At 58.1% G+C, this 20,152-nt stretch carries 19 protein-coding genes; 17 read left to right on the plus strand and 2 right to left on the minus strand.

Annotation, left to right across the window (positions count from 1 at the left end; translation table 11 throughout):
* Positions 1-69: 69 nt before the first annotated feature.
* Together dnaN and dnaA are read right to left on the minus strand one after the other, a co-directional pair.
* Entirely contained in the window at positions 70-1,179 is a 1,110-nt protein-coding gene (dnaN, locus tag B4U49_RS14910; RefSeq protein WP_078085403.1) for a DNA polymerase III subunit beta, read from the minus strand.
* 87 nt (positions 1,180-1,266) lie between these two features.
* Complete coding sequence (gene dnaA, locus B4U49_RS14915) at positions 1,267-2,994, minus strand: chromosomal replication initiator protein DnaA (protein ID WP_078085430.1); 1,728 nt, start codon at positions 2,992-2,994, stop codon at positions 1,267-1,269.
* A gap of 667 nt (positions 2,995-3,661) precedes the next feature.
* Between dnaA and rpmH the strand changes: the two genes are divergently transcribed.
* The 17 genes from rpmH (at position 3,662) to atpD (ending at position 20,094) form a co-directional block, all read left to right on the plus strand.
* Entirely contained in the window at positions 3,662-3,796 is a 135-nt protein-coding gene (rpmH, locus tag B4U49_RS14925) for a 50S ribosomal protein L34 (protein WP_078085405.1), read from the plus strand.
* 44 nt (positions 3,797-3,840) lie between these two features.
* On the plus strand, positions 3,841-4,323 hold the full coding sequence (gene rnpA, locus B4U49_RS14930; RefSeq protein WP_078085406.1) for a ribonuclease P protein component: 483 nt from the start codon (positions 3,841-3,843) through the stop codon (positions 4,321-4,323).
* On the plus strand, positions 4,320-4,565 hold the full coding sequence (gene yidD, locus B4U49_RS14935) for a membrane protein insertion efficiency factor YidD (protein ID WP_078085407.1): 246 nt from the start codon (positions 4,320-4,322) through the stop codon (positions 4,563-4,565). Before rnpA ends, yidD begins: the two co-directional genes overlap by 4 nt.
* A 31-nt stretch (positions 4,566-4,596) precedes the next feature.
* Positions 4,597-6,255, plus strand: a complete 1,659-nt coding sequence (gene yidC, locus B4U49_RS14940) for a membrane protein insertase YidC (RefSeq protein ID WP_078085408.1) — start codon at positions 4,597-4,599, stop codon at positions 6,253-6,255.
* Between the two features lie 120 nt (positions 6,256-6,375).
* A complete protein-coding gene (gene mnmE, locus B4U49_RS14945) occupies positions 6,376-7,749 on the plus strand; it encodes a tRNA uridine-5-carboxymethylaminomethyl(34) synthesis GTPase MnmE (protein WP_078085409.1) in 1,374 nt (457 codons plus the stop codon).
* A 764-nt stretch (positions 7,750-8,513) separates the two neighbouring features.
* On the plus strand, positions 8,514-10,403 hold the full coding sequence (mnmG, locus tag B4U49_RS14950) for a tRNA uridine-5-carboxymethylaminomethyl(34) synthesis enzyme MnmG (protein ID WP_078085410.1): 1,890 nt from the start codon (positions 8,514-8,516) through the stop codon (positions 10,401-10,403).
* A gap of 4 nt (positions 10,404-10,407) precedes the next feature.
* Positions 10,408-11,052, plus strand: coding sequence for a 16S rRNA (guanine(527)-N(7))-methyltransferase RsmG (gene rsmG, locus B4U49_RS14955; RefSeq protein WP_078085411.1), 645 nt, complete (start codon positions 10,408-10,410; stop codon positions 11,050-11,052).
* Between the two features lie 195 nt (positions 11,053-11,247).
* Positions 11,248-12,069: a ParA family protein gene (locus B4U49_RS14960; RefSeq protein ID WP_078085431.1), complete on the plus strand. Its 822-nt coding sequence runs from the start codon at positions 11,248-11,250 to the stop codon at positions 12,067-12,069.
* Between the two features lie 18 nt (positions 12,070-12,087).
* On the plus strand, positions 12,088-12,996 hold the full coding sequence (locus B4U49_RS14965) for a ParB/RepB/Spo0J family partition protein (protein ID WP_078085412.1): 909 nt from the start codon (positions 12,088-12,090) through the stop codon (positions 12,994-12,996).
* 268 nt (positions 12,997-13,264) lie between these two features.
* Complete coding sequence (locus B4U49_RS14970) at positions 13,265-13,660, plus strand: ATP synthase subunit I (RefSeq protein ID WP_078085413.1); 396 nt, start codon at positions 13,265-13,267, stop codon at positions 13,658-13,660.
* A 106-nt stretch (positions 13,661-13,766) separates the two neighbouring features.
* Entirely contained in the window at positions 13,767-14,708 is a 942-nt protein-coding gene (gene atpB, locus B4U49_RS14975; RefSeq protein ID WP_078085414.1) for a F0F1 ATP synthase subunit A, read from the plus strand.
* Positions 14,709-14,803: 95 nt separating this feature from the next.
* Entirely contained in the window at positions 14,804-15,052 is a 249-nt protein-coding gene (atpE, locus tag B4U49_RS14980; RefSeq protein WP_010131056.1) for a F0F1 ATP synthase subunit C, read from the plus strand.
* 55 nt (positions 15,053-15,107) lie between these two features.
* Complete coding sequence (locus B4U49_RS14985) at positions 15,108-15,578, plus strand: F0F1 ATP synthase subunit B (protein ID WP_078085415.1); 471 nt, start codon at positions 15,108-15,110, stop codon at positions 15,576-15,578.
* Between the two features lie 11 nt (positions 15,579-15,589).
* Positions 15,590-16,123, plus strand: coding sequence for a F0F1 ATP synthase subunit delta (locus B4U49_RS14990; RefSeq protein ID WP_078085416.1), 534 nt, complete (start codon positions 15,590-15,592; stop codon positions 16,121-16,123).
* Between the two features lie 51 nt (positions 16,124-16,174).
* Positions 16,175-17,719, plus strand: a complete 1,545-nt coding sequence (atpA, locus tag B4U49_RS14995) for a F0F1 ATP synthase subunit alpha (RefSeq protein WP_078085417.1) — start codon at positions 16,175-16,177, stop codon at positions 17,717-17,719.
* 69 nt (positions 17,720-17,788) lie between these two features.
* Positions 17,789-18,649 carry a F0F1 ATP synthase subunit gamma gene (atpG, locus tag B4U49_RS15000; protein ID WP_078085418.1) on the plus strand — a complete coding sequence of 287 codons (861 nt, stop codon included), beginning with the start codon at positions 17,789-17,791 and terminating at the stop codon, positions 18,647-18,649.
* Between the two features lie 47 nt (positions 18,650-18,696).
* Entirely contained in the window at positions 18,697-20,094 is a 1,398-nt protein-coding gene (gene atpD / locus B4U49_RS15005) for a F0F1 ATP synthase subunit beta (RefSeq protein WP_078085432.1), read from the plus strand.
* The last annotated feature ends 58 nt before the right edge of the window (positions 20,095-20,152 follow it).

A 20,152-nucleotide genomic window follows, 5' to 3' on the forward strand; every position in this document is an offset into this window, starting at 1 on the left:
CGAAATGCGGGATTCAACAAGGCAGAAGATCAAAGTAATAAACCGACAAGCCCTTGATAAAGCGCCCGATCAAAGCCGCATCGGCATGATCACGTACACAGAATCCCCCTGCTCCGGCTGCTGTAGCAACGCGCTGCTGTTGGCATCGCCCAGGCCAATACGGATCTGGTCGCTGTGAATTGCCGCAGTCACGTCCAGCAGGTATCCAACATTGAAGCCGATCTCCAGCGGGTCGCCGTGGTAATCCACCATCAGCTGCTCTTCCGCCTCTTCCTGTTCGGGGTTATTGGCCACGATCTGCAGCAGCCCCTCAGAAAGCTGGAGGCGCACACCGCGGTATTTTTCGTTGGAAAGGATCGCAGCGCGCTGGAATGCCTGACGCAACATCAGACGATCGGCAAACACTTCGTTGCCGGTCCCGCGCGGCAATACGCGCTCGTAGTCCGGGAATTTGCCATCCACCAGCTTGGAAGTGAAAGTGAAGGGCCCACTATTCACACGAATATGATTGTTGCCGAGCACTACATCCGCACTCACGTCGGTGTCTTCCAACAGTCGCGCCAGCTCCAGCACGCCTTTGCGCGGGACAATCGCCTGAATAGGCGCCTCTACATTCAGGCCAGGCGCATCGCGATCACACAGCGCAAGACGGTGGCCATCGGTAGCCACTGCGCGCAGCTGCTGTGGGCGACACTCGAGCAGCAGACCGTTCAAGTAGTAGCGAACATCCTGCTGCGCCATGGCAAAACCGGTGGCTTCGATCAGGCGACGGATCTCTCGCTGCGAAATGCTGAAGCGGCTCTGGGCAGTGGTTTCTTCCTGGTTGGGGAAATCACTGGCAGGCAATGTGGAAAGCTGGAAACGGCTGCGGCCACTGCGCAGCACCAGGCGCTCGCCATCGCGCTCGAACTTAAGCTCGGAGCCGTCTGGCAGAGAGCGACAGATATCCAACAACTTGCGCGCGGGAACGGTGACCTCACCCTCCATCTCAGCGGGCTGGTCCAACTGCAGTCGGCCCACAATCTCGACTTCAAGATCGGTGCCGGTGAGCGAAAGCTCCTGCCCCTGCAGCTGCAGAAGCACATTGGCCAAAACCGGCAAGGTCTGACGCTTTTCAACCACACCCGCAACCAGTTGCAGAGGCTTTACCAGGGCATCGCGGCTAACGCTGAATTTCATAATTATTGCCTTGATCTTTGTTAGGTCATTTTTGTAATTCCGCACCCCGCGCGGGGATATGGAAAAATTCTATATATATCAATAACTTCAGGTTGTCAGAGAGCGGGTCAACAAGCGCACATCCTCGCGGATATCACCATCCGACTCCTGCAACTGTTTGATCTTGCGACACGCGTGCAACACCGTGGTGTGATCCCGCCCACCAAATGCATCACCGATTTCCGGGAGACTGTGATTGGTGAGCTCCTTGGCAAGCGACATGGCCACCTGCCGTGGACGCGCTACAGAGCGGCTGCGGCGCTTGGAAAGGAGGTCCGCCACCTTGATCTTGTAGTACTCGGCAACCACCCGCTGGATATTATCAATACTCACCAGGCGATCTTGCAGCGCCAGCAGGTCCTTCAGCGCCTCACGTACCAGAATATCGTCAATGGCGCGGCCGGTGAACTGCGCATTGGCAATCACCCGGCGCAACGCACCCTCGAGCTCACGAACGTTGGAGCGAATACGCTGGGCAATAAAGAATGCAGAATCATGCGGCAGGTCTACACCCACCTGCTCGGCCTTCTTCATCAGAATGGCAACGCGGGTTTCCAGCTCCGGCGGCTCAACCGCCACCGTCAGCCCCCAGCCGAAGCGCGACTTCAGACGCTCCTCGAGACCATCAATTTCCTTGGGGTAACGATCACAGGTAAGAATGATCTGTTGACCGCCCTCCAAAAGCGCGTTGAAGGTGTGGAAGAACTCCTCCTGGGAGCGCTCCTTACCCGCGAAGAATTGAATATCGTCGATTAACAGCGCGTCCACGGAACGGTAATAGCGCTTGAAATCACTGATCGCATTCAGCTGCAGCGCCTTCACCATATCCGCCACAAACCGCTCCGAGTGCAGGTACACCACCTTCGCATTGGGATTACGATCTACCAGCGCATTACCCACCGCATGCATAAGGTGGGTCTTGCCGAGGCCAACACCGCCATAAATAAATAGCGGGTTATAAGCGCCGCCCGGGTTGTCAGAAATCTGCTGCGCAGCCGCGAGACCGAGCTGGTTGGACTTACCCTCTACAAACGACGCGAAGGTAAAACCCCGATTAAGGGAGCTGCCGTGCTTGATTGCCCCCTCAACCTCAACCTTGCGCTGAACACCACCGGTATTCTGCGTTGCCGGGGCAACCACTTCGCTGCCGGAATGCAGATCTGCGGGCAACCGCTCTGCCGCGGTCAATGCATCAGCACCGGCCTCCTCGGCCGCCAGATTGCGGGCATCCGGGGACGCCCCGGACGAGTTGCGAATAGAAGGTGCTGAAGGACGGTGACCGCGATCGCCGAAGCTGGAAGAGTGCCGCTCAAGGCCCTCCCCACCGGCACTGTCGCCATTACCGAAAGGAAAACCGGGAGTACTACCCGGCGGGACAGACTCAATATGCTGAGCGCCCAAACCTGAACTACCGTGAGCATTGCCGCCACCGAAGGAAGATGAACGCGCCGCCACAGGCTGGGGCTGATGGTATCCCTGGTGTTGCGGAGTATCCGCGCCACCCAGGTTGCGCCGGAAACGCGAGGTACGGCGATCCATGGCCACGACTTCCACCGGCAACGAACGACCGGCGAATTGCTGCACGAGCTCCCGAATACGGTCGAGAAACTTATCGCTTACCCAATTGATGATAAAGCGATTAGGCGCCACCAGACGCAGCTCCCCATCGGAACAGTCGTCACTGACGCGCAGCGGCCGAATCCAGGTGTTGAATTGCTGTGGTGGCAATTCATCCTGCAAACAAGCAGCGCACTGCTTCCAAACGGAATCAGACAAGGAACCCCCTAAAACACGGATCGAGGTGCGACTGCGCCCAAAAAGTGCCAGCAGAAAGCTGCCCCCGAAATCACCGGGCAGCACCTCAAAAGAAGGCGGCTAGTATATCGGTTGCTCCCTGGGTTATCCACAAATAACCCGAAAATGGGGACAACTTTTCACACGGAAAGCCCTGTAATATCAAAGGCTTGAGCACAAAATAACCGAACAGCGGGTCAAAACAAGGAACACTTATCCACAGCAACCTGTGGATACCTTGGGGTAAACCGGTGAACTTCAGCGAATACTGCAGCCAATACAACGGCTTGTAGAAATTACGTGTTTTTCCACCCGGGCTTTGACCGGATTGCGAGCACCGAGTTTCCACCTCCATCCTTATAATGAAGCTCCGAGACTGCACTCCAACGCCCCGGGCCCACCCTCGCCGATGGATGCAGGGCACAGATGCCACACGCAAATAGCAAAACACGAATTTACTGCACAGGAATCCTCCGATTCCGTTGCTTTAGCTGGCTTGTTTCTATACAATCCGCCGCCTTCGCAGCGCATAGCCCGCTCCGAAGTCAGCCCAAAAGGGCGTGCCGCAACGGGCTATTGCCGCAAGCGGCCCAGAATTACGCAAACTTCCAGGACATAACTCCGGGACATAACTCCAGGTAGTAACACCATGAAACGCACATTTCAGCCCAGCAACTTGAAGCGCAAGCGCAACCACGGTTTCCGTGCCCGTATGGCCACCAAGAACGGCCGTAAAGTACTCGCTCGTCGTCGCGCCAAAGGCCGCAAGGTTCTGTGCGCATAAGATTGCCGCTCTGCGAGCAACCTTATATTTGCCACTGAATCATCATGCAGTGCCCACGCAGCGACTTCGCATTCGCCAAGCCGCTGCGGCTGCTCAATGCGGCGCAGTATCGCGCCGTTTTTGATTCTGCGCCCGTTCGCGCCGCGCAGCCTCAATTCCTGATCCTCGCCCGCCCCAACGAGCTGGAACATCCCAGGCTCGGCCTCGTCATTGCCAAAAAACACGTCCGCAACGCTACCGACCGCAATCGCATCAAGCGTATCGCTCGCGAGACTTTCCGCCTGCGCCAACACGAACTGTTCCCACTGGATGCCGTGATCCTCGCGCGCGCCGGTGCCGGGGAACTGGACAACGCAGCGCTACACAAGATTTTCGGCAAACTCTGGCGCAAGCTGGATGAGCGCGCAAAGAATCCCCAGCCAGACAATGGCGGTTCCAGACGCCCGCGAAACCAGCGCAATGGCAAAAAAAGCGGGAGTAACCGCGGCAAGCCACGCGCAGCATCTTCACCGGGAGATCAACCGTGAAATGGCTCGCGATCAAACTTATTCATTTATACCGTCTGATCGCCAGTCCATGGGTAGGAAACCAGTGTCGCTTCTACCCCACATGCTCCCGTTATGCTGAAGATGCATTAAAAACCCATGGATTCTGCAAAGGGGGTTATTTAACCCTGCGCCGCCTTATAAAATGCCACCCTTGGCATCCCGGCGGTCTGGATCACGTTCCCCCCGCCTGCAAAGAATCAAAAACTCCGGCGGCAGACTAGATTCCGCCACCGCAACAAGGCTATCGAAATAATGGATTGGCAACGCTACACGCTGGTCGGCGGCATCGCCGCGGTCCTCCTGGCCCTGATTTACCAATGGAACGCTTTCCAGGAGCAGCACACCCCCGCCCCCGACCAGAAAACCGTGGTGCACCACCAGGCCCAGGGTTCCGAAACTCTGCCCAGCAGCCAGGCACAACCCGGAAGCAGCGAAGGCGAACTGCCGGACGGCGCCATCCCGGAAGTGGGCTCCACTAGTCAGCCAAAACTGATCAGCGTCAATACCGACACCCTGAGCCTGCTGATCGATCCCAATGGCGGCGATATCGTCAAGGTGGCGCTGCGCAAGTATTACGAAGAAATCGATACGCCCGACCGTCCCCTGATCTTGCTCAACCAGACGCGCAGCCATACCTACGTGGCGAAAAGCGGCCTGGTTGGCGGCAAGGGCAACTGTTCTGCAGGCCGTCCGGTGTTTACCAGCGACGCCGGCGAGTACGCCCTGCAGGAAGGCAAGGACACCCTCACAGTCGACCTTAAGCAAACCCAAAATGGTATCGGCTTCACCAAGCGCTTCACCTTCAACCGCGGTGACTATCTGATCAAGGTTTCTTACCTGGTCGACAACGGACGCGACAAGCCCCTGCTGGCCGGCATGTGCGGAGAGATCGTGCGCGACAGCCTTGAGCCACCGGTCGATGTGGGTATAGGCATGTCCCCTTTCCTTGGCGCGGCACTGCACACCAGCGAGGAAAACTATTACAAGCAGGACTTTGAAGACATCAGCAAAAAGCCCACCACTGAAACCCTTCAGGGCGGTTGGGTTGCCATGGTGCAGCACTACTTCCTGAGCGCCTGGGTACCGAACCAGCAGGAAAACAACACCTTTGCCCTGGAGCCCATTGGCAATGGCCTCTACAGCATGGGCTTCACCAGCCCGCAGCTGCGTATCGAGCCGGGTAAGCAAGGTACCGTGGAAGCCTCTTTCTACGCGGGTCCGAAAGACGTTTACCGCCTTGAGGAAATCTCCCCCTACCTCGACCTGACCGTAGACTACGGCTGGTTATGGTGGCTGGCGAAGCCGATGTTCCGCGTACTGAACTGGATCCACGATCACATCGTGGACAACTGGGGCTGGTCCATCATCCTGCTTACGGTATTCATCAAGGCTCTGCTGTTCCCGCTGTCTGCCGCGGGCCTGAAGTCCATGGCGCGCATGCGCAAGTTCGCCCCGCAGATGAAGAAACTGCAGGAGCAGTACAAAGACAATCGCCAAAAGCTGGCGGAAGAAACCATGAAGCTGTACCGCCGGGAGAAGATCAATCCGGTGGGGGGCTGCCTTCCGATCCTGTTACAGATGCCTGTATTCATCGGCCTTTACTGGATGCTGATGGAGACTGTCGAACTCCGCCACGCGCCCTGGATCGGATGGATTCACGACCTGTCAGTGAAGGACCCCTACTTTATCCTGCCCGTCATCATGGGGCTGTCCATGTGGTTTATGCAGAAGCTGAACCCACAGCCCACCGATCCCACACAGGCCAAGATCATGCAGCTGATGCCGGTGATGATGACCTTCTTCTTCCTGTGGTTCCCCGCAGGCATGGTTATCTACTGGATCGCCAACAACCTGATCACCATTGCCCAGACCTGGTTTATCAATAAACAGGTCGAGGCAGCGGGCAAGTAAGGCTGCAGATACCCCGGTAGCGAACTCGCACCGGGTATCCACTCTCGAAAGTTAAGGGCCGCTCAATGCGGCCCTTCTTTTATCTGCAACAAATTTGAGAAATCTGGATAAACTCAGAGCATGTCCCAGCAAAGCCTCAGCAAAGACACCATCGCCGCCGTCGCCACGCCTCCCGGACGCGGAGGTATCGGCGTGATTCGCCTGTCCGGCGCCCAAGCCCGGGAAATCGGTGAAAAGTTGACGGGTAAAAGCTTCAAACCGCGCTTTGCCCACTACTGCGATTTTGCCTGCGGCGACCAGTTGCTGGATCAGGGGCTGGCGCTGTTCTTCCCTGGACCCAACTCGTTTACCGGCGAAGACGTGGTGGAACTCCAGGGGCACGGCGGACCGGTGATACTCGATACCCTGATGTCCGCGCTGATCGAAATGGGCGCGCGCCAGGCACGGCCGGGGGAGTTCTCCGAGCGCGCTTTTCTCAATGACAAGATGGATTTGGCGCAAGCCGAGGCAGTTGCGGACCTGATCGACGCGGGAAGTGCCCAGGCAGCACAGAATGCACTGCGATCCCTGCAAGGTGTTTTCTCCGAAAAAATCGAAGAATTATCCACACAACTGACCGCTTTACGTATCTATGTCGAAGCATCGATCGATTTTCCAGAAGAAGAAATCGATTTTCTAGCCGATGGCAAGATCGCAGCGGATATTGATGCCCTACTGGTACAACTGGACACCGTGGACGCCCAGGCCCGGCAGGGAACCATCATGCGCGAGGGAATGCAGGTGGCTATCGCCGGTAAACCCAACGCCGGAAAGTCGAGCCTTCTGAATGCTCTGGCAGGAAAAGACACCGCGATCGTGACTGACATCGCCGGCACCACTCGCGACGTCCTCCGCGAGCATATCCATATCGACGGCATGCCATTGCACATCGCGGACACCGCTGGCTTGCGGGAATCCCCGGATCAGGTGGAACAGATTGGTATGCAGCGGGCATGGGATGAGATCCGCCATGCAGACCGGGTACTGCTGGTGGTAGATGCACGCGAGCTCACCTCATTGGACCCGGAACAGGCCTGGCCCGATTTTACCCGCCAGCTTCCGGACGCAGAAAAACTCACTCTCGTGGTCAACAAGATAGACCTGACCGACTACACCGCCGGATTACAGGCGCACAGCAACGGTATTCCGATCATCGCAATCAGCGCCAAAACCGGCGTCGGAATCGGCGCTCTGCAGCAACACCTGAAACAATGCATGGGCTACCAGTCGGGCAACGAAGGCGCATTCAGTGCGCGCCGGAGACACCTGGACGCGCTGGCACGGGCGCGGACGTTTATTCTCGAGGGCCGCGCCCAGCTCAATGCCAGTGGTGCCGGGGAGTTGCTCGCCGAAGATCTACGCCAGGCCCAGCAAGCGTTGGGAGAGATTACCGGCGCCATGACCGCCGACGAGCTACTCGGCAAAATCTTCGGCAGCTTCTGCATCGGCAAATAACTGCCCGTTCCCTCCCTGAAAACGACTGCGGGCAGCGCCCAAGCTGCCCGCGACCCACTCTCCATTCCCACCAATATCATCGGAAACCCGGCAATCGCCCAGCGACCGCCGCCGCTGTTTTAACCGATCCAGTTGTCCACAACGAAAATTTAGGCAGCGGGCCAGATTCCGACAACAGCCCTTCCCCGTATAAAACACAGGAGTTGCTCACAGCAATCCACAAGGTTATCCAGATGGACCACCTATCCAAGATCCCAACACAGCAAATTATCCCGGAAACCCACAGAGTTATTCACAGTTGACTGAATCCAGCATGGCATCCAGGACGACTGTGGATGAATCACTGGGAAAGTAGTCACAAAAGGCGGTACGAATCCGGGGATAACCTGGCAGGTTGGCAATAGGTGGCAAAGTTATCCCGCCTGTCCACACCCGCATACATGGGTTGTACCCCCGCAAAAGCAGGGGTTCAGGGGGTACTTATCATTACCCTAACCCGTTGTTTTAAAACAACTTTTCCAATCTATACAGCAAATCCGCCCCCTCTAATAATTACATTAAATATAAACACGTACTTATACGTAAGGTATGTATAACTTTATTTATGTAGTTAAGAAGAGAAACTGAAAAGTAAATTTCGCCGTGCCGCTTTTTTGCACAGCTGAAGGTGCCTATAATGTGCGGCCGAATTTTTGCCTGCCCAGTAGCAGTGCCAACAGGATTCACCCCCTACAGCGTGCCGCAGGCCGCCAGAGCTCGACCCTATGGACTTCCCAACACAATATGATGTGATCGTGATTGGCGGCGGACACGCCGGTACCGAAGCATCCCTTGCCGCTGCGCGCATGGGTAGCCGCACCCTGCTGCTGACCCACAACATCGAGACGCTCGGTCAGATGTCGTGCAACCCGGCCATCGGCGGTATCGGCAAGAGCCATCTGGTGAAAGAAGTCGATGCCCTGGGGGGGGCAATGGCCACCGCCACCGACCTGGGTGGCATCCAGTTTCGCGTGCTCAATGCGCGCAAAGGCCCGGCAGTACGCGCCACCCGCGCCCAGGCGGACCGCGCCCTGTACCGCTCCGCAATCCGCAGCATTCTGGAGAACCAGCCCAACCTGGACATCTTCCAGCAGGCAGCCGACGATCTGATCGTGGAAAATGACCGCGTCACCGGGGTCGTCACCAATGCCGGTCTGCGTTTCCGGGGGAAATCCGTAGTGATCACCGCCGGTACCTTCCTCGGCGGTCGCATTCATATCGGCCTCGACAACCACGCCGGCGGTCGCGCGGGAGACCCGCCCTCCATCGCCCTGGCGGAGCGTCTGCGCGCCCTGCCGTTCCGTGTGGAGCGCCTCAAGACCGGCACCCCGCCGCGCATCGACGCGCGTTCCGTGGATTTCTCCGGCCTCGAGGAGCAATGGGGTGATGAGCCGCTGCCGGTAATGTCCTACCTCGGCAGCCGCCAGCAGCACCCGCGCCAGGTGTGCTGCTGGATTACCCACACCAACGAGCGCACCCACGAGATCATCCATGGCGGCCTCGACCGCTCTCCGATGTATTCCGGTGTAATCGAAGGCATCGGTCCGCGCTACTGCCCCTCCATCGAAGACAAGGTGCACCGCTTTGCGGACAAGAACAGCCACCAGATCTTTATCGAGCCCGAGGGTTTGACCACCAACGAGCTGTATCCCAACGGTATCTCCACCAGTTTGCCGTTCGATGTACAGATGGATCTGGTGCGCTCCATTGCTGGATTCGAGAACGCGCATATCACCCGCCCGGGCTATGCCATCGAGTACGATTTCTTCGATCCGCGAGACCTGCGTCCGTCTCTCGAGACCAAGTTCATCAGCGGACTGTTCTTTGCCGGCCAGATCAACGGTACCACCGGCTACGAAGAAGCCGCGGCCCAGGGACTGCTCGCCGGGGCCAACGCCGCCCTGCTGGCCCGGGACAAAGACGCCTGGGCGCCGCGCCGCGACGAGGCCTACCTGGGTGTCCTGGTGGACGACCTGATTACTAGCGGCACCAAAGAGCCTTACCGCATGTTCACCAGCCGTGCGGAATACCGCCTGCTGCTGCGTGAAGACAATGCCGACCTGCGCCTTACCGAAAAGGGGCGCGAGCTGGGCCTGGTGGACGACATCCGCTGGCAGGCGTTCTGTGAAAAGCGCGAGTCCATGGAGCGCGAACAGCAGCGCCTCAAGGAGACCTGGATCCAGCCCGGCAGTGATGCCGCCAAAATTGTGGAGCAGAAGCTGCCGCAGCCTCTGGCACGGGAGTACAGCCTGCAGGACCTGCTGCGCCGCCCGGAACTCACCTACAGCAACGTTGCGTCGCTCAAGGGTGAACCGGTGGCGGATGAGAAAGTCGCGGAACAGGTAGAGATTGCCGCCAAGTACGCGGGCTATATCGATCGCCAGCGGGATGAGATCGAGCGCCTGCAGGCCTACGAGGACACGCCGCTGCCTGCAGATTTCGACTATTCGGGAGTTTCCGGGTTGTCCAACGAGGTGATCCAGAAACTGAGCGACGCGCGTCCGGATACCCTGGCTCGCGCGGGGCGGGTTCCCGGTGTGACCCCGGCCGCGGTGTCCCTGTTGCTGATCCAGTTGAAGAAGCGCGGCCTGTTGAGCCGCAAGAAGGCGGTCTGACGATATGGAACAGTTTCGCCCCCGTCTGCAGCAGGCTGCAGACCAGTTAGCGCTGCCACTGACCGCTGAGCAGCAGGACAAACTATTGGCTTATCTGGATCTGTTTGCGCGCTGGAATGCGGCCTACAACCTGTCCGCGGTGCGGGATCCGTCAGAGATGCTTGAGCGCCACATCATCGACAGTCTGAGTGTGGTCAACCTGTGTGGCGAAAGCCCTGGCGACCGCTCACCGCTAATCGATGTGGGCTCCGGTGGCGGCCTGCCGGGTATTCCCCTGGCCATTATCCACCCCGAGCGCCCCATCAGCCTGCTCGACAGCAATGGTAAAAAGTCCCGCTTCCAATTCCAGGTTGCGAGCCAGCTCAAGCTCGCGAATATCAACGTGGTAAACCAGCGGGTTGAGGCGTATCAGCCGCAGGATGCCTATGCCGGCGTGGTATCGCGGGCCTTTGCCTCACTGCAGGACATGGTGGCCGGTAGTGAGCATTTACTCGCTCCGGGAGGCCGATTCTATGCGATGAAGGGCAAGATCCCGGAAGATGAGTTGAGTGCATTGCCAAAAGGCATTAAGGTCGAACAGCTGCACACTCTGCAGGTGCCCGGCTGCGATGCCGAGCGCCATCTGATCGTCCTCGTACGCGAGGGTTGAGGCGGCGATTCGACGGAATCGTCACTGCAAACAATGTCTGGCGTGGCCAGATATCCGAATGAAATTCGACACCTGCGCACCGGGCCGATGTTCGCGAGTGCGCTTTTGCTGCCGCGCCTTCCGGTGACCCCGGCCCAGCGGCGAGCCCGGCCGGCCACAGGATACCGAGCCACCGGGAACAACAGGACCAGAACCTTGAGCAAGATTTTTGCGGTAGCCAACCAGAAAGGGGGCGTGGGGAAAACCACCACCTGCGTCAACCTGTCAGCCTCCCTCGTTGCCAGCAAGCGACGCGTGCTGCTGATCGACCTCGATCCCCAGGGGAATGCCACCATGGGCAGCGGCGTCGACAAGAGCGAGCTGCAGCTGTCCAGTTACGACGTGCTCGCCAGCCTGCTGCCGCCGCGCAAGGCAATTGTGACCACCTCCAGTGGTTTCGACCTGATGCCGGCAAATATCGACCTCTCTGCCGCCGAGGTGGAGCTGCTGGAAATGGATGGCCGCGAGTCTCGCCTGCGCCAGGCACTGGCAGAGATCAGCAACGACTACGACTACATCATCATCGACTGTCCGCCGTCCCTGAACATGCTCACGGTCAACGCGCTGTGTGCCGCCGGTGGCGTGTTGATCCCGATGCAGTGTGAATACTATGCGCTGGAGGGGCTTTCCTCCCTGATCGACACCATCACCCAGGTGCAGCAGGCCGCCAATCCGGACCTGCGCATCGAGGGTATCCTGCGCACCATGTACGATCCGCGCAACAGTCTCACCGGGGATGTGTCGGAGCAGCTCAACGAATACTTTGGCGATCGCCTGTACCGCACCTGTATCCCGCGCAATGTGCGCCTGGCGGAAGCCCCCAGCTTCGGCAAGCCGGCACTGGAATACGATCGCAACTCCAAGGGCGCCATCGCCTACCTGGCGCTCGCCGGCGAGATCACCCGTCGCCATGCCGCAGCCAACCAGAACAACAGCAACTCAAACAGTGGACCCCGTCCGGTAGCGGAAGCGGTATAAGACTGAGGTAGAAGACTTATGGCCGCGAAACGCAAGGGCCTCGGGAAAGGGCTTTCCCATCTGATCAGCAACAATGCCAGCGAGGCGATTGCGGTCGCCACTGGTGAGCGCAATGGCGATATCGTCGAGCGCGTCGACGGCGAGCTCAAAGAGCTGCCCATCGAATTTCTGCAGCGCGGCCGCTATCAGCCACGCCGCGACTTCCCGCAGGAGTCCCTGCAAGAACTGGCCGACTCCATCCGCGCCCAGGGCATCATGCAGCCCATCGTTGTACGTCCAATCGGTGAGCACAAGTACGAGATCATCGCCGGTGAGCGCCGCTGGCGCGCCGCTCAGCTAGCGGAGCTGGACAAGGTTCCAGCGTTGATTCGCGAGGTGGCAGACGAAGCCGCCATCGCCATGGCGCTGATCGAGAACATCCAGCGCGAAGATCTCAATCCGGTTGAAGAGGCGGTTGCTCTCAAGCGCCTGCAGGATGAGTTCGAGCTCACCCAGCAACAGGTGGCTGAAGCGGTGGGTAAATCCCGCACCGCGGTAACCAACCTGCTGCGCCTGTTGAGCCTGACCGACGAAGTGCGCACTTTCCTCGAGCGCGGTGATATCGAAACTGGCCACGCCAAGGCCCTGCTGGGGCTGTCCGGCGATGGGCAGCGTGAAGCGGCCCGTCAGGTGGTGGACCGGGGCCTCACGGTGCGCCAGACCGAGGCGCTGGTACGCCGTATTCAGGAACAAGCCGGCAAGCCGAAAGCGAAAAAACCGGAAGTGGATCCGAATATTCGGCGCCTGAGTGAGCGATTGGCCGAAAAAATTGGCGTGCCGGTGGCGATCGATCACGGCGAAAAAGGCGCCGGCAAGCTGGTGCTCAAGTACACCAGTCTCGACGAGCTGGACGGTATCCTTGCGCATCTGGGATATAGCGAGGACTGAGTCATCTCCTCTACAACCGTTACGATTGCAACGGTTGCACAAACTGTGCGCCAAACTGGTGCACACAAATGTCGCACAACCGATCTACCCGGGGCGCACATTCCCTTAAAAAGGTGAGTGTTCACTATCGCCTCGGGGGGTGACAAAAGAACGCGAAAGCCATACCAACTGACGATATTTGCCAGTTGAATCGGCTGGCCTGTTCCGACATAATTCGCACGCCCAAAATTTGGGCGGAGATCACAATCCGGTCGGCCAGTTCCCGCCTATGCGTAATCCCCCGGTAGTAAAGATTTCGCTGATCCAGCTGGCAGCTGTTTTGCTGGCTGCGCTGGCGCTCGAACTGACGCTCGGTCGGGTAGTTGCCCTCTCCGCCTTGCTCGGTGGTGCCCTGTGTGTGCTGCCCAATCTGTATTTTGGTCTGCGCGCCTTTGAGCTGCTGAGCCCGGGCGCACGCAAATTGCGCGGAGCGCGCGCGAGTCAGCGCACGGTGGCGAGTTTCTACCGCGCTGAAACCGGCAAGTTCGTAATGACCCTGGCTGGGTTCGCGGCGGTATTCGCCGCGGTAAAACCGCTGAACGCAGCGGTGCTGTTTGTCAGCTACAGCTTGTGTGTGATTTTGCAATGGATTCTAGTGGCCCGCCTGCATGCAACGAGGCATTAAATAGCCGGCGGCCCGGAACCCCGAAGAGTGACTGCGCCAGGATAGACGGCTCGCGCAGGCAGGGGTTCCCGAAAAAGTTTTTTATCTTAGAACGTGTTGAGGAACTATGGCTGCCGAACAAACCGCGACGGGTTATATCCAGCACCACCTGCAAAATCTGGCTTACGGTAAACTTCCCGCGGGTTACACCCGTGCCGACGGGACCGTGCTTTCTGAATCCACCTGGACTGTTGCGCACAGCAGTCAGGAAGCTGCTGATATGGGCTTCTGGGCGGTCCACCTGGACACCCTGGGATGGTCCATTGGCCTGGGTATGCTTTTCTGCTTCCTGTTCGCGCGCGCCGCGAAGAAAGCCACTGCCGGCGTGCCGAGCGGTTTCCAGAGCTTTGTTGAGCTGATCGTCGATTTCGTCGACAAGGTCGTCAAGGACACCTTCCCCCACCGCAACAGCATGGTTGCGCCGATGGCCCTGACCATTTTCACCTGGGTGTTCCTGATGAACCTCATGGACCTGGTGCCGGTGGACTGGTTGCCGCTGGCCTTTGCCCACGGTACTTCTGCCATTACTGGCGCGGACCCGCATCACGTCTACTTCAAGGTGGTACCGACTACCGACCTCAATGCCACCCTGGGTATGGCACTGGCCGTATTCGCACTGATGATTTTCTTCAGTGTGCGCGAAAAGGGTCTGATGGGCTTCGTGAAAGAGCTGACCCTGCACCCCTTCCACTCCGGCAAGTGGTACATCGATATTTTCCTGATCCCGTTTAACTTCCTGCTGGAAGCGGTATCCCTGATCGCCAAGCCGGTCTCCCTGGGCTTGCGTCTGTTCGGCAACCTCTACGCCGGTGAGATGATCTTTATCCTGATCGCCATCGTGTTTGGTGTAGGTGTTATCGGCTTTATCGGTGCCGGTCTGCTGCAAATGGGCTGGGCCATTTTCCACATCCTGGTGATCACCCTGCAGGCCTTCGTATTCATGGTATTGACTACCGTGTACATGGCGATGGCGCACGACCGGGAAGAGGAACACGCGCACGACCAGTGATGGTCGTGCCGGATGTAACGGTTTTTGTCGGTTTACTGACTTTTTTCACTCACTTTTAACTTCAACAACTCTTTAACTTTACTTTGGAGAAAACAATGGAAGCATTAGGTCTGGTATACGTAGCTGCTGCACTGCTGATCGGTCTGGGCGCACTGGGTACTGCTATCGGTTTCGGCACCCTGGGTGGCAAACTGCTGGAAGGTTCTGCTCGTCAGCCGGAACAGGCTCCCGCTCTGCAGGGCAAAATGTTCCTGATGGCTGGTCTGCTCGACGCCGTACCGATGATCGGTGTTGGTATCGCTATGTACCTGATTTTCGCGGTTGCTCCTGGTCTGGCTGGTTAATTCCATCGTTCCAATTGCCCTTTAACCCATTTTTGAAAGAGCAAGAGGTGTCGGTGTGAATATCAACCTGACTCTGATCGGCCAGTCGATCACCTTTCTCGCCTTTGTATGGTTCTGCTGGAAGTTTGTCTGGCCGGCCCTGCTGGGTGTTATGCAAGAGCGTGAGCAAAAAATTGCTACCGGTCTGCAAGAAGCCGAGCGCGCGGGAAAAGATCTGGAACTGGCTCAGCGCAAAGCTGCCGAGCAACTGAAAGAAGCCAAGGCCCAGGCTGCAGAAATCATCGATGGCGCTAACAAGCGCGCCAATCAGATCGTTGATGAAGCCAAAGAGGCTGCGCGCAGCGAAGGCGATCGCCTGAAAGCTGCCGCCCAGGCGGAAATCGAACAGGAAGTAAACCGTGCGAAAGAACAGCTTCGCTCGCGTGTTGCCACCCTGTCTGTTGCCGGCGCCGAGAAAATCCTCTCGGTCAACATCGATGCCAAGGCACACGATGACATGATCGAGAAACTGGCAGCCGAGCTGTAAGCGAGGAACCCATGGCGGAACTCAGCACTCTGGCCCGGCCCTACGCGAAAGCGGCCTTTGCCCACGCACAGCAAGCCTCCAACCTTTCCGGTTGGAGCGTTGCGTTGGCAACCGCAGCGGCGGTCAGTCAGAACGAAAAAGTTGGCGAGCTGCTGGATAACCCGCAGCTGACCAGTGAAGTGCGCGCGGAAAAATTCCTGACTGTATGTGGCGACTTTGATGCGTCCCTGCAGAACTTCATCAAGCTGCTGGCGGAAAACCACCGCCTGCCGCTGCTGCCGGAAATTTCCGAACTGTTTGAAGACCTGAAGGCCAAGGCAGAAGCCACTCTCGAAGTGGAAGTTATTTCTGCCCGCCCGCTCAGCGACGAACAGTCCCAGCGGCTCACCCAGGCTCTCAGCAAAAAGTTCTCCCGCGAGGTGCACCTGCACAGCGCGGTGGATGAAAACCTGCTGGGCGGCGCAATCATTCGCGCTGGCGACACGGTGATCGACGGTACCGTGCGCGGTCGACTGGCCAAACTCGCCGAGGCGATGAACTCCTAAATTATCGTCCCCTCTACCGCACGCGGTGGAGGGGAATTCGAGGAACAGAGCATGCAGCAACTGAATCCCTCTGAGATCAGTGAAATTATCAAGAGCCGCATCGACAATCTCGATGTGAGCACCGAGGCCCAGAACGAGGGCACTATTGTTTCCGTATCCGACGGTATCATCCGCATCCACGGCCTGGCCGACGTGATGTACGGTGAAATGATCGAGTTCGAGGGCGGCGTCTACGGTATGGCGCTGAACCTGGAGCGCGATTCCGTTGGTGCCATCGTACTGGGCGACTATAAGTCCCTGGCCGAAGGTCAGAAGTGCCGTTGTACCGGCCGCATCCTGGAAGCGCCGGTTGGTCCGGAACTGCTGGGCCGCGTGGTAGACGCACTGGGTAACCCGATCGACGGTAAAGGTCCGCTGAACAACAAGCTGACTGACGCGGTTGAGAAAGTAGCCCCCGGCGTAATTGCCCGTCAGTCCGTTGATCAGCCGGTACAGACCGGTCTGAAAGCGGTAGATACCATGATTCCGATCGGTCGTGGCCAGCGTGAGCTGATCATCGGCGACCGTCAGATCGGTAAAACTGCGGTTGCGATCGATGCGATCATCAACCAGAAAGGCACCGGCATTAAGTGTATCTACGTTGCCGTAGGCCAGAAGCAGTCCTCTATTGCCAACGTTGTACGCAAGCTGGAAGAGCACGGCGCTATGGACCACACCATTGTGGTTGCCGCTGGCGCTGCCGACCCGGCTGCGATGCAGTTCCTGGCTCCGTACGTAGGCTGCACCATGGGCGAGTACTTCCGCGACCGCGGTGAAGACGCCCTGATTATTTACGATGACCTGACCAAGCAGGCCTGGGCCTACCGTCAGATCTCCCTGCTGCTGAAGCGTCCCCCGGGCCGTGAAGCATACCCGGGTGACGTTTTCTACTTGCACTCCCGTCTGCTGGAGCGCGCCGCGCGTGTAAACGCCGAGTACGTAGAAAAGTTCACCAACGGTGAAGTGAAAGGCAAGACCGGCTCTCTGACCGCACTGCCGATCATTGAAACCCAGGCGGGTGACGTTTCCGCATTCGTACCGACCAACGTAATCTCCATTACCGATGGTCAGATCTTCCTGGAAACCGACCTGTTCAACTCTGGCGTACGTCCGGCGATCAACCCGGGTATCTCCGTATCCCGTGTTGGTGGCTCCGCACAGACCAAAGTGATCAAGAAGCTGTCTGGTGGTATCCGTACCGCACTGGCTCAGTACCGCGAGCTCGCGGCTTTCTCCCAGTTCGCCTCCGACCTGGACGAAGCCACCAAGGCTCAGCTGGACCACGGTGAGCGCGTTACCGAGCTGATGAAGCAGAAGCAGTACTCTCCGATGTCTATCGCCGAGATGGCTGTTTCCGTGTACGCCGCTGACAAGGGTTACCTGAACGACGTAGAAGTTAACAAAGTGCTGGACTTTGAATCCGCCCTGCTCGCTTACATGAATAGCGAACACGCAGAGCTGATGGAAAAAGTGAACAGCACTGGCGACTACAACGGCGAAATCGACAGCGCCTTCAAGGCCGCGATCGAAAAATTCGTCGCTACCGGTAGCTGGTAATCCGCTTTCGCCCTGCGCTCTTTAATCAGACGCGGGGCGAAACAACGCGAGCGAACAAGGTAAATCACTATGGCAGGCGGAAAAGAAGTACGCACAAAAATTGCCAGCATCAAGAGCACGCAGAAGATCACCTCGGCCATGGAAATGGTTGCGGCGAGCAAGATGCGCAAGGCTCAGGATCGCATGGCACTGGGGCGCCCTTATGCAAGCCGCATCCGCGCGGTGATTGGCCACGTAGCCAACGCCAATGCGGAATACCAGCATATCTACCTGCAGGAGCGCGAAGTTAAGCGCGTGGGTTACATCCTGGTATCTACCGACCGCGGTCTCTGCGGCGGCTTGAACATTAACGTGTTCAAGGCGGCGATCCGCGAGATGCAGTCCTGGGATCAGCAGGGCGTGGGCGTGGACATCTGCGCAGTTGGCAACAAGGCGGCCAGCTTCTTCAACAACATCGGCGGCAACGTCGTAGCAGCAGTGCGCGACCTGGGCGACCAGCCTCAGGCCAAGCAGCTGATTGGCTCCGTCAAGGTAATGCTCGATCGTTTCGCCAGTGGCGACATCGACCGTCTTTTCCTGGTGTCCAACGAATTCGTGAACACCATGACCCAGAAGCCGCAGGTTCAACAGCTGCTTCCGTTGAAAAAAGACGAAGACGAGCAACTGCAGCACGAGTGGGACTATCTGTACGAGCCGGATCCGGTCGAGCTTCTCGACGGACTGCTGACTCGCTACATCGAATCCCAGGTGTACCAGGCAGTAGTTGAAAACAAGGCCTGTGAACAGGCTGCACGTATGATTGCGATGAAGAGTGCCACCGACAACGCCGGTGAGCTGATCGACGCACTGCAGCTGGTTTACAACAAGGCGCGCCAGGCAGCGATTACACAAGAGCTGTCTGAGATTTGTGGCGGCGCCGCGGCGGTTTGACCCTGGTCAGACATCCGCAGAAAGATTTGAACTTTGAGGATCGGGAAATGAGTAACGGGCAAATTGTGCAAGTTATCGGCGCGGTCATCGACGTGGAATTCCCGCGCGACGCCGTACCGAATGTATACGATGCACTCGTGGTTGAGGGTAAGAACCTCACCATGGAAGTGCAGCAGCAGCTGGGTGACGGCATCGTACGTGCTATCGCCATGGGTTCTTCCGAGGGTATCTCCCGCGGTCTGCCGGTGAAGAACACCGGTGCACCGGTTTCCGTACCGGTTGGTACCGAGACCCTGGGCCGTATCATGGACGTACTGGGCAACCCCATTGATGAGTGTGGCCCTATCGGTGAGAAAGAGCGCTCCTCTATCCACCGCGCGGCGCCAACCTATGAAGAGCAGGCAAACTCCACCGACCTGCTGGAGACCGGCATCAAGGTAATCGACCTGGTATGTCCGTTCGCCAAGGGTGGTAAAGTTGGTCTGTTCGGTGGTGCCGGTGTAGGTAAAACCGTAAACATGATGGAGCTCATCAACAACATCGCCACCGAGCACAGCGGTCTGTCCGTGTTCGCGGGTGTAGGTGAGCGTACTCGTGAAGGTAACGACTTCTACCACGAGATGCAGGAAGCCGGCGTTGTTAACGTTGAAGAGTTTTCCAAGTCCAAGGTAGCGATGGTTTACGGCCAGATGAATGAGCCGCCCGGCAACCGTCTGCGTGTAGCCCTGACCGGCCTGACCATGGCCGAGAAGTTCCGTGACGAAGGTCGTGACGTGCTGCTGTTCGTCGACAACATCTACCGTTACACCCTGGCCGGTACCGAAGTATCCGCACTGCTCGGCCGTATGCCGTCTGCGGTAGGTTACCAGCCGACCCTGGCGGAAGAGATGGGCGTTCTGCAGGAGCGTATTACCTCCACCAAGACTGGCTCCATCACCTCCATCCAGGCGGTATACGTACCGGCGGATGACTTGACTGACCCGTCTCCGGCGACCACCTTCGCGCACCTGGACTCCACCGTAGTACTGAGCCGCGATATCGCGTCCAAAGGTATCTACCCGGCTGTTGACCCGCTGGATTCCACCTCCCGTCAGCTGGATCCGCTGGTTATTGGTCAGGAGCACTACGACTGTGCCCGTGGTGTGCAGTCCGTACTGCAGCGCTACAAGGAACTGAAAGACATCATCGCGATTCTGGGTATGGACGAGCTGTCTGAAGAAGACAAGCAGATCGTAGCCCGCGCGCGTAAGATCGAGCGCTTCCTGTCTCAGCCGTTCCACGTAGCGGAAGTATTTACCGGTGCTCCGGGCAAATACGTTTCCCTGAAAGAAACCATTCGTGGCTTCCAGGGCATCCTGAACGGCGACTACGACCACATGCCTGAGCAGGCCTTCTACATGGTCGGCACCATCGACGAAGCTGTCGAGAAAGCCAACAAGAAGTAAGGCACGCGCGTGAAGCCCGGAATTTTTCGGGCTTCACAAGGCAAACAGCTGAGAATGA

The organism is Microbulbifer mangrovi, assembly GCF_002009015.1.
Lineage (GTDB): Bacteria > Pseudomonadota > Gammaproteobacteria > Pseudomonadales > Cellvibrionaceae > Microbulbifer > Microbulbifer mangrovi.

What these genes read in the sequence shown, in the direction of transcription:
- dnaN (WP_078085403.1), bottom strand. Translation starts at nt 1,179, where the DNA reads ATGAAATTCAGCGTTAGCCGCGATGCCCTGGTAAAGCCTCTGCAACTG.
- rpmH (WP_078085405.1), top strand. Translation starts at nt 3,662, where the DNA reads ATGAAACGCACATTTCAGCCCAGCAACTTGAAGCGCAAGCGCAACCAC.
- rnpA (WP_078085406.1), top strand. Translation starts at nt 3,841, where the DNA reads ATGCAGTGCCCACGCAGCGACTTCGCATTCGCCAAGCCGCTGCGGCTG.
- yidC (WP_078085408.1), top strand. Translation starts at nt 4,597, where the DNA reads ATGGATTGGCAACGCTACACGCTGGTCGGCGGCATCGCCGCGGTCCTC.
- mnmE (WP_078085409.1), top strand. Translation starts at nt 6,376, where the DNA reads ATGTCCCAGCAAAGCCTCAGCAAAGACACCATCGCCGCCGTCGCCACG.
- mnmG (WP_078085410.1), top strand. Translation starts at nt 8,514, where the DNA reads ATGGACTTCCCAACACAATATGATGTGATCGTGATTGGCGGCGGACAC.
- rsmG (WP_078085411.1), top strand. Translation starts at nt 10,408, where the DNA reads ATGGAACAGTTTCGCCCCCGTCTGCAGCAGGCTGCAGACCAGTTAGCG.
- B4U49_RS14965 (WP_078085412.1), top strand. Translation starts at nt 12,088, where the DNA reads ATGGCCGCGAAACGCAAGGGCCTCGGGAAAGGGCTTTCCCATCTGATC.
- B4U49_RS14970 (WP_078085413.1), top strand. Translation starts at nt 13,265, where the DNA reads ATGCGTAATCCCCCGGTAGTAAAGATTTCGCTGATCCAGCTGGCAGCT.
- atpB (WP_078085414.1), top strand. Translation starts at nt 13,767, where the DNA reads ATGGCTGCCGAACAAACCGCGACGGGTTATATCCAGCACCACCTGCAA.
- atpE (WP_010131056.1), top strand. Translation starts at nt 14,804, where the DNA reads ATGGAAGCATTAGGTCTGGTATACGTAGCTGCTGCACTGCTGATCGGT.
- B4U49_RS14990 (WP_078085416.1), top strand. Translation starts at nt 15,590, where the DNA reads ATGGCGGAACTCAGCACTCTGGCCCGGCCCTACGCGAAAGCGGCCTTT.
- atpA (WP_078085417.1), top strand. Translation starts at nt 16,175, where the DNA reads ATGCAGCAACTGAATCCCTCTGAGATCAGTGAAATTATCAAGAGCCGC.
- atpG (WP_078085418.1), top strand. Translation starts at nt 17,789, where the DNA reads ATGGCAGGCGGAAAAGAAGTACGCACAAAAATTGCCAGCATCAAGAGC.
- atpD (WP_078085432.1), top strand. Translation starts at nt 18,697, where the DNA reads ATGAGTAACGGGCAAATTGTGCAAGTTATCGGCGCGGTCATCGACGTG.